Below are 14226 nucleotides of genomic sequence, written 5' to 3'. Positions count from 1 at the left end.
GTATTTCAAAATCATACTCGTAATTTCTGAAAACTTATTTCCTCTATTAATTGAAAATATACTTTCTGTTGCTCCAAATCGGCATGATCTCTATACTCCCCATACAAATCTATACACTTTATAGTCAAATAATCATCTTGGCTTGAAGATGAAAGCCTCAGAGTATAGAGTAAAGTATTTATTCCAGACTGAAAGTTTCGTTGGCTAAGTCTATACTTGGCAAATTCATAGTTAAACAAAAGAAATCTGTGATTACCAATTTGAGGATTATCCTCATCCTTTAGATGGAAATCAATTTGGAACTGTTGGATTTGAGCTTCAAATTTCTCCAATGCAAAATCGATATTAAGTGAATGTTCGTTGGCCACCTGAACAATATTTATGAAGGCAGTTAGGATTTCTTTAGGATTATCCTCAAGGTATTGAAGGTATGAATGAATAACTTCGTGATTCCCAGACATCAGGTTAATTGATAATCGATTCCCTTGAGCCCATCTTCGGAATCTTTCTATTATTTCTATTTCTTCCTTCGTTGGATTAGGAATATCAATTACTTTTTCATAAACCTCTGTGTACTTTAATGCTAGTTCGTACTCCTTTCGGGCCTCAAAAACACTTGCTTTTAACAAATTGGCATAAGCTTTATAAGTAAATATAGGATAAAAAGCAGCTCTTTGACCCTTATTTCTCCTAAGTGATTCGACCTTTAATTGGAAATCACTTTTCCTTTCCAGTTCTTCTGACAAAGAATATACTTTTCCCCATATATTCAGAGCATTATATACATTGGCTAATTCTTTTATAGCATCCAGTTGTATTTCTTCATTTAGTTTCTCTACATAAGGTTCTAATCGAATCGCCGCATTCAAATTATTGAATTTGTTTAACGTCTTGTTAATTAGGAAAATTCGGTACTGGCATAATGCCAACCGCTCAGAGTGCTGGTATTTCTCACATTCGGAAACACATTCATATAGAATAAGTGCCGCTTGTTCAAACTCTTTCCTGTAGAAATCCTCAGCTACCTTAAACAATTCGTCAATGTACGATCGATCATCAGTAACCTGTATAACCACCTTCTTTATACAATTCAACTTGTTCAACTCAGCACAATTATACAGGAACGGTTCTAGCCGTCTCCAATGAGGTGCAGCTTCCACAAAACATTCCACGATGTACATTTCGTAAAAGTATCCTTGTTCAAGCCTCATTCCAGACGTAATCTGATCTAATTGGTTCATGGATATAGGCCTGTTCCCTTTGATTATGGCACTTAGCGTGCCAACATTGACGCCAGTGACTTCAGAGAACTGTTGTAGTTTATATTTATGCTCCTTCATGTGGTTCTCAATATATGTGCGTATCGTAGGTGCAAGTTTCAATTCTTCCACCCCCAATTATCCAAATTCCCTTATGATTCATTCAATTATAATAAATGTAATTTTAATCCTGTATTTAACAATGGTCAATCATTAGATACATAAAAACGAGCGTTCTATTTCCATATTTCAGGAAACAGAACGCTCGTTAACAAGAAAGCCAATTTACTACATTACATATCAAAACCCCTAATATCCGCCTGTCCCGTGACTAAAAAAAGCATTTATCGTCGTAGAATCAATACCTCCAGTAAAACCAGAGAATAAAAGGAATGAACTAAAAAGCATTAATACTAACATTGCTTTTTTTATCATATCGACCATAGACCTCCTTGATAAGACAATTATAATTTATTTTTACTGATTCCGTCGCTTGCATTCTGTACTCTTCAAATAAACCCACACAATATATTATTGTAGAATCATCTTTGATTTTATTAGCAGATGCTAAACATGTTAACAAACTTCTAAATCCTTCTTCATATCGTTCCTTAAACAACTGATAAAACGCTAATTCCGCCCAAAATTTAGTATATCTATCATCTTTAATTTGAGCAATATAGCTACTTTCATGATTACGATCCTCAAACAACATATGAATATATAAATCGAATCTTCTAAGAGCGTGGTCTACATTCAGATTGTATGAATTTGCAGCTTCCATGATCTTAACTAACCCAAGAAGAGTTTCATTTTCGTTCTCTTCAATAATATCTAAATAAGTATTTAGTGCCTCGTAATCACCTAACATCAATTTATAGAGATAGGTATTAATTTCAGCCCAATTTTGAAATCGTTTAATAAATATAAGATCCTCCGAAGTAGGTTTTTCAATTTCAAAATTCGCATAAAGAGCTGTCTGACTCAATGCCTTTTCATAATCTTTACGCTCACCCCATACATTAGACATCAATAAATATGCGTATGATTTATAGGTGAATAAAGGATGTTTGGAAGTCCTCTGTTGTTCCAAACCCTTTTTCTTTTTTTTATATTGTTCTAAAAATTCAACTCGTTGCTCTAGTTCACTGGCTAATTGAAATACCTTATCCCAATGGCACAATCCACTATATGTATTAGCCAATTCTCTTATCGCATCCAGTTGCCGCTCTTCATCCAGCCTATTAATATATGGCTCGAAGTGCACGGCTGCCCTGAGATTTTCATGCTGATCCTGACCGAGAGATAGTGTGAAAATACGATACTGGCACAACGCGAGACGTTCCGAGTGTTGGTACTTTTCACACTCCGCAACGCATTCATATAACATGCGGGCCGCTTTCTTTTGGCCTCGCTCAAGCATGCCTTCTGCCATCTCGAACAATTCGGAAATATAGGATCGATCATCCGTCACTTGCTGGATCACCCTCTGAATACATTCGAGCTTGTCCAGCTCGGCGCAACGTTGCAGAAAAGGCTCCAGTCTTCTCCAATGTGGTGCAGACTCCACAAAACACTCAGCGCCGTAAATTTCGTAGAAATGACCTTCTTCCAGCTTCATGCCTTTGGTAATCAGATCCAGTTGAGCCATGGCGATTGGCCGCGTCCCTTTGATGATCGCACTTAACGTTCCAGCGTTCACACCCGATATATCGGCAAAGTATTGCAGGGTATAGCCCTGTTTCCTGATGTAGTCCTCAATAAAGGAGCGTATCGTAGTTGTAGGTTCCATGTCTCCCACCTCCACAATGAAAATCCATAAATTTGAATTTATATGATATGTACAATTTTAATCCTAAATTTTACAGCGGTCAATAAAAATCGTGGCAATTTTCTGCCCTTATGCCCAAGGTTGAGCGGCTTTAATCCGCCTTATAGAAAAAATCCATTAGAAGAATGCATGGCAACATGGTAAAGTTAGTTTTAGCTCGAATATCCTACTATTTCCATAGGATTAGACAACCTAGGTGCTTTTCCAATCCAATCCAAGGGGATGGTTAGATGAAATTTGCCTTATTTAGTCTCATGATGAATCTTCCAAATGCCGTAACTGGTGAATCACTAACAACACAACAGAAGTTCCACAATATTTTGGAACAAGCCAAGCTGGCCGAACGGCTGGGATTCGATGCATACGGGATCGGCGAGCGGCATGGCGCACCTTTTCTGTCTTCCTCACCTCCCGTCGTGCTGACCGCCGTTGCTGCTGCGACTTCACGTATCCGGTTGCTAACAACAGTAACTGTTCTTAGTATACTTGATCCAGTACGGGTTGCCGAGGATTATGCCACGCTGGATCAATTATCGGGCGGACGGTTGGAGATGATCATCGGGAAAGGCAATGATCCTCGGCACTATCCCCTGTTTGGCATTAGCGAAGAGGAACAATGGGATTCACTCGGTGAACGCTACGAACTGCTGAAACGGCTGTGGACTGAAGAGAATGTAACCTGGCAGGGAACGTATCGCCCTCCCCTTCAAGAGGTTACCACTCAGCCGAGACCGCTCCAGCAATCCATTCCGATCTGGCATGGCAGCGCATCGAGCACCCGCTCTACCGAGCTTGCAGCGAAGTATGGCGAACCGATATTTAGCTCAAATTCCTTCCATCCGCAGGCAAAATACAAAGCGTTAATTGACCATTACCTAGAGCGTCTCGATTATTATGGCCATGATGCGAACCGAGCGATGGTTGGCTCCGGGGCAGGCAGCCTGTACCTCGCGAATACACGCGAAGAAGCGATCCGGCGTTATACGCCTTATTATGAGGCATTTCATGCTACGGCCGCTGCGCAGCACAACCAGTCGCCTTTTAAGGACCTGGAGGATAACATTGCGCATGGTCCTGTACTGATTGGTAGTCCAGAGCAGGTCATTGAGAAGATCCTCAATTACCATGCCGCCTATGGACATCAGGTACTGAGTATCAGCGTTGATGGACTCAGCCATGCGGAGCAGTTGGAGCAGGTAGAACGCTTTGCCCAGGATGTAGCGCCAGTGTTACGACGCGAAATCCCCAGTTTCATATGGAACGAGCCCCCGATCTTGAACCAGTCTCTTCCCTCTTCCACTTCGCCTTCTCCCGATTCATGGCCCCCAGCCATCTCACCGATCTTCCAGGTATAGTTCTCAGTTCTCCATACATTCCCCATTCATCCACAAGCCTTTTGCATCCAGGGTGATTCTTAAGAATCGCCCTATCCCTCCCTCAAGATGTCTTTCTCTATGATCCAGATTTAATACCTTCAAACAAGGAGATCAACGAACGCTGCACGAATTCAGTATCTAACGGTTCGCCAGTCACCAACATGCGATAGAACATCGCTCCATAGACGAGGTCTATGCACAGTCCGATGTCACAATCCTTTTTCAACTGTCCCCGTTCTACACCTTTTTCAAAAATTCCCCACGCTTCGCGCCGACGAGGCTGAATGTATCTGGTTCGGTATTCTTCTGCAAGCCCTGGATCAGACTGTCCCTCTCCGACAATCTGTGTGATCACTTTTCCTTCCCGGCTGCTCAAAAAATCAACCAGATTGCTCGCATGAATGCGCACATCCTCAAATACCGATCCTGTATCCGGTACAGGCAATCTTGCCTTTGCCGCAGACATGTACCCATCCATAATGACAGCACCTTTATTAGGCCACCATTTATATATCGTTGCTTTGCTCACCTTAGCACGTTCAGCAATTTTTTCGATCGTAATCGCTCCGAAGCCGTGTTCCAGTAATAATTCATAGGAAGCTGCAAGAATCGCATTCTGGGTTTCCACATTGCGGGGACGCCCTCTTTTGGCTGTCATCATAAGCCCTCCTTGGTGTAACAAATGTATCTGTAATTCATAAAAACTGTACGTTCATTATACTAAAACACCGACACATTAAACAATTTCGTTCTTACCTTACTTCGACATACAAAAAATTCCCACGCCTATTTACAATACTAAACGTTTAGTTTATTATATGTTTGTGATTAGTAAACGTACCGTTTAGTAATTGACAATTTCAATACAAGTTTACATTAATAAAAAATAGTTTGTGAACATGTGGAGGGTGATACTCATGGATATGCAACCTGATGTGAAGTCAAATTCAGTTCCCAGTTGGTTGATTTTACTTTTGGCTGCGGCGTGCGGACTGATTGCGGCAAACCTGTATTATGCTCAGACAGTTATAGGACCAATCAGCGTTACAACAGGGCTTTCCTCTGCTGCTGCTGGACTGATTGTGACGTTAACACAGATCGGTTATGTTATTGGCTTGCTGTTTATCGTTCCGCTCAGTGACATTCTGGAGAATAAGCGGCTGGTAACTTTTTTCCTCCTCATTCTGGTCGTTGCATTGATTGCTGCTGCCTTCTCTCCCAATGCCGTATTATTTCTGACTGCTTCCCTCGTCATCGGTATCAGTTCAGTCGTTGCGCAAATTCTGGTTCCCTACGCCACCTACCTCACTTCTGAGGAGCAACGCGGACGGGTTGTCGGCAATGTGATGAGTGGTCTGCTGCTGGGCATCATGCTAGCTCGGCCTGTCGCAAGTTTTATTACAAGCCTGCTCGGCTGGCAAGCGGTCTTTGTCTTCTCGGCAATCGTTATCGTATTACTTACATTGCTCCTGTCACGCGCACTTCCTGCACGTCAGCCACAACCTGCGATGAAATACGGACAATTAATTCTGTCATTGGGCTCCCTGCTCAAAACATTTCCCATGCTCCGCCGCCGAGCTCTCTATCAGGCCAGTCTGTTTGGCGCCTTCAGCTTGTTCTGGACTACAGTTCCCTTGCAGCTCGCCAATGAGTATGGCATGTCCCAGCAGGGAATTGCCTGGTTTGCACTGGCTGGTGTTGGGGGTGCCATCGCAGCACCTATTGCCGGAAGATGGGCGGATAAAGGTTTAACCCGCATATTAACCGGACTCGCTATGGTCATCGCGGCTGCGTCTTTTGGGCTCGCCTATCTCTTCCAGGGCCAATCTACCGCTACCCTTATTTTGCTTGTGGTCGTTGCCATCACACTGGATATGGCGGTTTCGGGTAATCTGGTGCTGGGACAGCGCATCATTTATTCGTTGAGCGAAGCAAGAGGACGCGTAAACGGGATATTTATGTCGATCTTTTTTGTAGGGGGCGCAATTGGGTCATCTCTTGGCAGCTGGTCCTACGCGCATGGAGGTTGGAGTCTCACCACATTGATTGGTCTGTTGATGCCGCTGCTGGCACTCGTATACTACTTAACGGAAAAGAAAGTCACCGTCGTCAGTAACCCGTAACCATCCTTCCATACGTAAACAAAGGGCAGAGTGATCTTTAGGATCAGCTTCTGCCCTTTTCTTTCTACATTCACACCAACACAGTCAGATGTGCATTGGCATCATACTCGATCAACTGCTGCCCCGTACGCAATTTTTGCACCAGATCAGGATTGGCGATAAACGGTCTGCCGAACGCTGCCAAATCAATGCTCCGATTTTGCACAGCCTGCTCTGCTATTTTTGCCTCAAGATCACCTACGCCAATGATGATACCTTCCCACTGCTGGCGAATCGCCTCATGGAAATTTTGTTCCCTAGTCCAGACTGTGGTGTATCGATCTGTTGAAGGATGTAAGATTGTAATGCCTGTCTCGCGGAACAGATTCAGATAGGCGTTCAGCACTCCGGCCTTGTCTGACCAGACATAGGAAGGGTCATCATCTTTTTTCTCAGAAAATCGTACCGATATGCGATCCACACTAATTTCTTTTTGAACTGCAATAATGATCTCCTTCAGAAAACGCAATCGCCCCTGGATATCGCCTCCGTATTCGTCTGTTCTGTGGTTCGTCTTCTCATTAACAAACTGGTCGATCAGATAACCATGTGCTGCATGAAGCTCAATTCCGTCGAATCCAGCCAGTACCGCATTGCGGGCAGCCGTTTGAAAATGTTGAATGGTATCCCGGATATCTCGCACACTCATAGCTTGAGGTATCTGATATGGCTTATGCAATTTGTGAACTTTTCCTTGAGCCGGAATCTCCGAAGGTGCCAGTGGCGGATTACCGATCAGATCGGAGTGAGACAGTCTGCCCACATGCCACAGCTGAGCGATGATGGTCCCTCCGTGTTTATGGACGGCATTCGTTACTTTCTTCCATGAGTCGGTCTGTTCAACCGTATATAATCCGGGGATACCATAGGTTCCTTTGCCTGCCAACGAGGGATTAATACCCTCTGTAATGATCAACCCTACGCCATCCCGGGCACGTCGCTCGTAATACGCCACCATCTCTTCCGTCGCAGTCCCATCCTGATCATTGGCAAACCCTCGGGTAAGAGGTGCCATCACCAACCTGTTTCTCAAATGCCACTCGTTGATCGTCACCGGGCTCAGTAATGTAGACATATTTTTCACCACAACTCCTTCTCTATTATCTGCGTTTTGCATGATTCCATTGCTCTGTAAACGCTGTTGATAACGATATTGTAAGCCGGCATATATATATCGTAAAATGATTGAAATATATAGATGTATCTCTCATAGAGATACCTAACACTTCATTTCATTACAACTCAGGAGGCCAGAGCCATGGAACTCTCGGATATCGATATTATTCTCGCGGTGGCACGGTCCGGCAAAATCTCACAGGCTGCCAAAGAATTGAATTACGCACAATCCAACGTCACCACACGCATCAAAAAACTGGAACAGGAATATCAGGTGCAGTTGTTCAACCGTTTTCCCAAAGGGGTGGTGCTGACTTCCAAAGGAGAACAGTTTGTCCAGTATGCAACACGCATCCGTGACCTGTTAAACGATCTGGAGCAGGATATGACTGATCCCGGTGAGCCTTCAGGCACGTTAAAAATCGGGATTGTGGAGACGGCAGCATCCAGCCGATTCATGGAGATTCTCAATGAATACCAAGTGACCTATCCCGAGGTCTCCATCTCACTTGTTAATGCCACTTCACCTAAAGTGCTGCGCAAGAAAATACAGGAGTATGAGATTGATGGTGCCTTTATTAGTGGTGCGTGTGTGAAAGAGGGTCTGAAGGTGGAATATGAAATGCAAGACACGGTGCATATCATCTCCAAACGGATGGACGTTCCACCCGAAAGCCTGTGTCAGGTTTCGTGGGTCGTTTTCCCAAAAGGCTGCCCATACCGTGAAATTACGGAGGAATATTTGCAGGAAGAAGGTTTGTCTGCTCGCAATATGATTGAAGTCAGCACGATGGATAACATGCTTAGCTGTGTGGAGTCGGGGATTGCTTTTACCATTATGCCTTGCAGCGTTATTCACAAGAAACCGGATGAGTTCTCTGTATATGATCTGGCCGAACGATTCACACATACCACAACGACCTTTGTCCGGGGTGAAGATCGCTACGTAAGCAGCGCGCTGGATCGATTTGTGAAGCTGTTGAATCAGAAGTGTATTACATTTTGAAATAACATTTCGTTCCTCTCAGGTTATAAGATTATTTTAATATTAGCCGAGCCATATGATGAACGCCTCACAAAAAAACTCTTTAAACTCAAAGAGAAGGCAGGCATCCATTACACTGCACCTCCTCTCTAACAAATGGGGTGCAGTTCACCATGTGGATGTCTGCCTTTAGCTGTATTACATTTTATTGTAATTTGAATCCTTAAAATTTACCCGCGCAGTCTGCGGGAACTCAGCGCATGATGACCATTTTGCAGGAACGTGCTGCGTGTATTCTTCATCAGTTCAATGCGACGTTCAGCCAGACGATCCGCAGCAATATACGTTGCGATGCCTTCGGTCCGCGACGTGTCGAAGATTTTCTCCAAATTATTGTAGATCTCCCCAACCTTGCTCCACGCACGATCTGCGTTATAGCCATTCAACTCATCCGCAATATTAATTACGCCACCTGCATTGATCACATAGTCTGGTGCGTATACGATTCCCATCTCATGCAGCTTGTCACCATGACGCGGCTCCAGCAGCTGGTTGTTGGCACAGCCTGCCACAACCTTGGCCTTGAGCTGTTTCAACGTATCGTCATTAATTGTACCGCCCAATGCACATGGAGAATAAATATCACAATCCACTCCAGTAATTTCGGCAGGGTCTACCGCCTTTGCACCGAATTGATCCACAGCCTGCTTCACGGAATCTTTATGGATATCGGTAACAATTAGATGCGCACCTTCTTCATACAAATATTTGCACAGACGTATTGCCACGTTGCCCACGCCCTGTACAGCCACGGTTTTCCCTTCCAGCAGATCCGTGCCGAATGCTTGCTTCGCTGCGGCCTTTATGCCCCGATATACACCCCAGGCTGTTGCCGGGGAGGGATTACCGGAGGAGCCGTAACTTGGCGATATGCCTGTGACATAGTCGGTTTCCTGATAGATCAGATTCATATCTTCTTCTGTTGTTCCCACATCCTCTGCGGTGACATAACGTCCGTTCAGTCCCTGAATGTATCGGCCAAAGGCCCGGAACATCGCTTCATTTTTGTCACGGCGCGGATCTCCGATAATTACGGCTTTGCCTCCGCCCAGATTCAGTCCGGATACAGCATGTTTATATGTCATTCCACGCGCAAGGCGCAAGGCATCTTCAATGGCCGCTTCCTCAGAAGCATAGGTCCACATCCGTGTGCCTCCCAACGCAGGACCGAGTGTTGTATCGTGAATAGCAATAATTGCTTTTAAACCAGAGGCTCTATCCTGGCACAGTACCAGTTCCTCATAATCGTGATGTTCCATTGCATCAAACCAGCTCATGTGTTAACCGTCTCCTCCAACCATTTTTGCGATCAATTCGCCTTCTTCAGTTCGTCTTCCACCCTCTATTGTACCCATGATTAACAAGTTTGTGCAAAGTCACATCACGTTGTAACAAAAAGACCTTTCTCTCTTCACAGGGAAAAAGGTTCATTTACTCCAGCATGGAATCGGTTAAAAATCTAGCGACCAGTAATCATGGCAAGGTTTCAACCACGTTGATGGGATGCAGATCCCCTCCCACGGCGAATGAAGCTTGACCGGTCTCTTCCGAGACAACCAGCACAACCGCATCCGTCAGCTCACTCAATCCGAGAGCAGCCCTATGCCGTGTGCCAATTTTTCGTTCATGTGCAATGGCCTGTGACAAAGGCAATACATTGCCCGCGGATACAATCTGATTGCCCCGAATCAGCACCGCCCCATCATGCAGAGGTGCACCCGGTATAAACAGCGATTCCAGCAACGCATGCGTGACTCTGGCATCGACTGCAACCCCTGAGTGGATAATTGGTTCAAGCGGAACTTCCCGTTCAATTACAATGAGCGCACCATATCTGCGATCCGACAAATGCTGTACACTGGCAGTCAGTTCGGCAAATTTCTCCGTGAAGGGAGACAGATAACAATCCAGATAAAAGGAAGACGCCAGCACCTCGATCTGCTTGATCTCGGCCCGAATCTCCGCAAATTGGCCCAGCAGACACACACTGTCATGATCAAAGGTGGATAACGTCTGGTTCATTCGATCTGCCACACGATGGAGGTCCCCTTTGAGTTTCTGCCTCATGGTCGAGCTGTCGCAGTCTGCTTGCCGATTCATCATGTTCTTCCTCCTCACCTTGGCATCTCACTCATCATTCATAATTACCCATACGTTTCCCTCTGCTCCGGGCATTTATGCAAAATAAAGCCTGTCCGCAATTGTGGCGAACAGGCCGATTTTCCGTATATTTTCCTTACTGCTTATCTTACTGCGCTTTGCCGTACGATCCTGCCTTAAACGTTGTAGGATCGTACCATTTGTAGCCTGCAGCCGGTGTAGCCCATGGTTCGGTTTGCGGCTCAGTGGAAGAAGCCGGAGCTTCAATAGCAAGCAGACTTGTCGGCGTATCCAATGTCAGTCCAGCGACCTGAGACAGACTTGTGTAGCTTTCTTTCACTGCAAGCCATTTCACGGTATTCACGAGGAATACACCGTCATTCACTTCTTTGAAGCCATCATACGTTGTTTTGGCAGCGCCTGTTTCTTCACGTAGATATTTGGGAGTGGCATCCTCAACAGGTGAGGAGTCACCGATAAATGCTGCTTTTCCTGCCCCGATCTTGGCGATCGCTGCGTAGGCTCCTTCAGCTCGTCCGCCGCCATTGTATACGCCCTGATCTACCGCGTTGCCCCATTTGGAAACCCCACTAGGTACATACACCAGACCTTTGGCTTTGTTCGGGTCAATAATGGCAAGCGTGGAACCTGCATGCATAGCTACTGCGCTAACACCAGTTGTAATGCCGAACGACTGCGAAGGTGCGACGATATCCGTTGCATTAACATCTCCCAGTGCATTGTAGCGGAAACGAATACCGAAGTTGGATGCCAACCAGTCGGAACTGGTCACGCCTTGCATGGCTGGAGATTCAGCTTCTGCTGACGACATGCCTTTGGCTGGATTCAAGAATGCACCACGGCGATAGCCGTTGAATACTTCGGAGGAATCCCAGCGGTTTTTGTTCCTGTCTGCGTTGTAGTGGTCGGCAATGAAGAAGACACTGCCACCATTCTGTACATATTGCAGCAGCGCAGCTTGCTCTGTCGCTTTGAAAGGCACGTTCGCTTCGCCGATAACGAAGACATCATAATCTTTCAATTTATTAAAGGTGATGGCTTGCTCACCGAAGGTATACGGGATGCTGCGATCCAGCTGATCCACGGTAAAGCCCGCGTTTCGCAAACCATTCGCAAAGTCCGAAAATGCCCCATCAATAATCCAGTCCGCAGCCCCGGCTGTCTGAGCATGCGTGTTGTCGAACAATACTTTCTTCCCTGTACCATCCGGCAGCGTTGTGCCTGGATCAGGATCAGGATTGGTTGTTCCAGAGGAGAGTGCGATTGAGGTAGGATTCTTAACTCCGGCAAAACTGTTATATGCGCCAAGTGTTCCGGTTATTATAACCTTCTGCCCCACAAGATTCGGGTTGGTAGCCAGTCCATATTGCGAGCGGTACGACGCTGGAATCTGCACGTCGAGCAGTTTCGCGTTAGTCTTCTCTGTCGCTGAATCTGCAATCAGGAAGTTAAAATCATTGGCGTAAGGAGATGTAAACTTGGCTGTAAGCGAACCGGTGGCATGTCCAACAATATATCCTTCCACCGTTGCCGTTGCTCCGCCACTCTGGGCAGCGATGGCCTGCGATACCGTAATAGGTGCTGCAGCGGCCTGTACCGGACCTTGTGAACCAGGTTGAAGCAATGCCGTCGCCATCATGATGAAGATCAGGAATGCCCCGATCCAATGCTGCCATATCGCTTTCTTCATACTTGCCTTCTCCTCCTCGTAATTACCTGATAATGGGTTATCCACCTTTAATTTAATCGTTCATATGCTGAATTCCTCTTTCTTTTTGTAAAATGTTTGAAAAAACTTTTGGAAATTCCACCAATTGCCCATACTGGTTAACAAAAGTAACCCAAAGGAGACCTGTATGATGAAGTTTCTTTTTCTTCTGCTCCTGCTAATTGTTCCACTGATTATGGTTTTTGTTACACTTCGCTCCCGGATGGTGACCCGTGTTTTCCATGTACTTGCCTTGCTTTGCTTCTATAGTGCGGCCACTGTCATTGCAGGTGATGTGTACGCTACGAATGCCCATATGACAACGTTCACCACAGAAATTCACCATTTCCTGTTGAATGGATGGTTTCTTTATCCGTCTGCATACCTGGGTGTGTACGTTCCCTATGTGCTGTGGATGAGCCTTTTTTCGAAAAAAAGTTGAGTACATTCGAGCCTTGGCATTGCATTTTGACATCGTTCATTGCATAATGATAATATAACTGTGATAATGATTATCATTCTTGAGCTTGTCTCAAGTCTTCTGCCTACTGTACATGACTTAACGATTTTATAGATAAAGGGGAACGAACATCGAATGAATACAACTCTGCAAAAGGCTGATCTGCAGCTTGACGATTATTTGGATCTTCTGAACCTGGCAACCAACCTGGGTGACACCAAATGGCAAAAGGAAATTATCCGCAAGCTGGCTTATACTTATCCCGCAGTTGAATGTAAACAACCACAATAGCATGCTTATACTTACATAGCTCGTAACCCATTCTTTACACGAATCGGTTATTGGGCTATTTTTGTTTTACTATATAATTGAACTAAACATTTACACGAGAAACGGAGAGAACAGAAATAACCTGAAGAAGCGGAGCTAAAGCTTTCTGAAAGAAAGCTGCATCGGAAGCATACGCTTCGCCTTTATCCCCGGATTTTCTCCTTTAAAAAGGGAATCAAAAAAATCTGGGGATAACAGCGATCGGAAGGTTGTTCTGTCATCGGAGTGGCAAGTGTAAATATTCTTTAGTTCAATTTATATAGGAGGGAATAGCTATGCAATTGGAAACCGAACGACTCATCATCCGGGATATTCTGGAGACAGACTGGGAAAGTATACATAGCTACACATCCATGACAGAAGTTACTCAGCATACGGCATGGGGACCGAATACGGAAGAAGATACGCGAGCTTATGTGGAATTTGTGCTGAATTCACAGCAAACACAACCACGAGAGGGCTTCGAACTGGCGATATGCTTGAAAAAGGAGGGCATCCTGATCGGTGGTGTTGGCCTTCACATAGAAAAGACGAATGCTGAGATCGGTTATGTGCTCAATCCCGTTTATCAGGGAAAAGGGTATGCTGCCGAAGCAGCCCGAGCCATGCTTGGCTTTGGCTTCAATACACTTGGTGTACACCGTATTTATGCGAAATGCCGCCCGAACAACAAGGCTTCAGAGAACGTTATGCAGAAGATTGGTATGCAGCGTGAAGGTCTGATGCGAGAGCATTGGTTTTACAAAGGGGAATATCATGATTCGTGTCTATATTCGATTCTTGCAAAGGAATTCATTAACCATAAGAAAACCACCTAA

Annotated in this window: 13 protein-coding genes; 6 read left to right on the top strand and 7 right to left on the bottom strand. The window is 45.1% G+C overall.

The genetic code is table 11. The features are described from left to right. Window positions 1-11: 11 nt before the first annotated feature. Both AC3ITG_RS01945 and AC3ITG_RS01940 read right to left on the bottom strand, forming a co-directional pair. The gene (locus tag AC3ITG_RS01945; RefSeq protein ID WP_489252633.1) at window positions 12-1391 is read right to left on the bottom strand and encodes a helix-turn-helix domain-containing protein; all 1380 of its coding nucleotides are present in this window, start codon (window positions 1389-1391) and stop codon (window positions 12-14) included. Between the two features lie 265 nt (window positions 1392-1656). After that, a complete protein-coding gene (locus AC3ITG_RS01940; protein WP_489252632.1) occupies window positions 1657-3051 on the bottom strand; it encodes a hypothetical protein in 1395 nt (464 codons plus the stop codon). Between the two features lie 269 nt (window positions 3052-3320). Here AC3ITG_RS01940 and AC3ITG_RS01935 point away from each other — a divergent pair, with 269 nt between their 5' ends. Beyond that, window positions 3321-4445, top strand: a complete 1125-nt coding sequence (locus AC3ITG_RS01935; protein ID WP_489252631.1) for an LLM class flavin-dependent oxidoreductase — start codon at window positions 3321-3323, stop codon at window positions 4443-4445. A 97-nt stretch (window positions 4446-4542) separates the two neighbouring features. On the opposite strand, the gene AC3ITG_RS01930 is transcribed toward AC3ITG_RS01935, so the two are convergent. Next, window positions 4543-5124, bottom strand: a complete 582-nt coding sequence (locus AC3ITG_RS01930; RefSeq protein ID WP_489254394.1) for a TetR/AcrR family transcriptional regulator — start codon at window positions 5122-5124, stop codon at window positions 4543-4545. 259 nt (window positions 5125-5383) lie between these two features. Between AC3ITG_RS01930 and AC3ITG_RS01925 the strand changes: the two genes are divergently transcribed. Continuing rightward, window positions 5384-6589: an MFS transporter gene (locus AC3ITG_RS01925; RefSeq protein WP_489252630.1), complete on the top strand. Its 1206-nt coding sequence runs from the start codon at window positions 5384-5386 to the stop codon at window positions 6587-6589. Window positions 6590-6659: 70 nt separating this feature from the next. Here the strand turns inward: AC3ITG_RS01925 and AC3ITG_RS01920 are convergent, their stop codons facing one another. Beyond that, window positions 6660-7703: an oxidoreductase gene (locus AC3ITG_RS01920; RefSeq protein WP_489252629.1), complete on the bottom strand. Its 1044-nt coding sequence runs from the start codon at window positions 7701-7703 to the stop codon at window positions 6660-6662. A 183-nt stretch (window positions 7704-7886) separates the two neighbouring features. Between AC3ITG_RS01920 and AC3ITG_RS01915 the strand changes: the two genes are divergently transcribed. Further along, on the top strand, window positions 7887-8750 hold the full coding sequence (locus AC3ITG_RS01915) for a LysR family transcriptional regulator (protein ID WP_489252628.1): 864 nt from the start codon (window positions 7887-7889) through the stop codon (window positions 8748-8750). 209 nt (window positions 8751-8959) lie between these two features. Here AC3ITG_RS01915 and AC3ITG_RS01910 read toward each other — a convergent pair whose 3' ends face one another. From AC3ITG_RS01910 to AC3ITG_RS01900, 3 genes are all read right to left on the bottom strand, one after another. Next, the gene (locus tag AC3ITG_RS01910) at window positions 8960-10066 is read right to left on the bottom strand and encodes a Glu/Leu/Phe/Val family dehydrogenase (protein ID WP_489252627.1); all 1107 of its coding nucleotides are present in this window, start codon (window positions 10064-10066) and stop codon (window positions 8960-8962) included. Window positions 10067-10262: 196 nt separating this feature from the next. Next, window positions 10263-10892: a sporulation-specific diadenylate cyclase CdaS gene (gene cdaS / locus AC3ITG_RS01905; protein ID WP_099858713.1), complete on the bottom strand. Its 630-nt coding sequence runs from the start codon at window positions 10890-10892 to the stop codon at window positions 10263-10265. A 145-nt stretch (window positions 10893-11037) separates the two neighbouring features. Further along, window positions 11038-12549 (bottom strand): DUF6359 domain-containing protein, encoded by a 1512-nt coding sequence (locus AC3ITG_RS01900; RefSeq protein ID WP_489254393.1) that lies wholly within the window; start codon window positions 12547-12549, stop codon window positions 11038-11040. A gap of 217 nt (window positions 12550-12766) precedes the next feature. On the opposite strand from AC3ITG_RS01900, the gene AC3ITG_RS01895 reads away from it, so the two are divergent. The 3 genes from AC3ITG_RS01895 (at window position 12767) to AC3ITG_RS01885 (ending at window position 14226) form a co-directional block, all read left to right on the top strand. After that, entirely contained in the window at window positions 12767-13060 is a 294-nt protein-coding gene (locus AC3ITG_RS01895; protein ID WP_489252626.1) for a hypothetical protein, read from the top strand. Window positions 13061-13213: 153 nt separating this feature from the next. Continuing rightward, window positions 13214-13369 (top strand): hypothetical protein, encoded by a 156-nt coding sequence (locus AC3ITG_RS01890; RefSeq protein ID WP_162842450.1) that lies wholly within the window; start codon window positions 13214-13216, stop codon window positions 13367-13369. A 314-nt stretch (window positions 13370-13683) separates the two neighbouring features. Continuing rightward, window positions 13684-14226, top strand: coding sequence for a GNAT family N-acetyltransferase (locus AC3ITG_RS01885; RefSeq protein ID WP_413374647.1), 543 nt, complete (start codon window positions 13684-13686; stop codon window positions 14224-14226).

This window comes from Paenibacillus sp. GL_099_B (assembly GCF_057835695.1).
The sequence above is the reverse complement of the archived record's forward strand: the minus strand, read 5'-3'. Positions and strand labels throughout refer to the sequence as shown.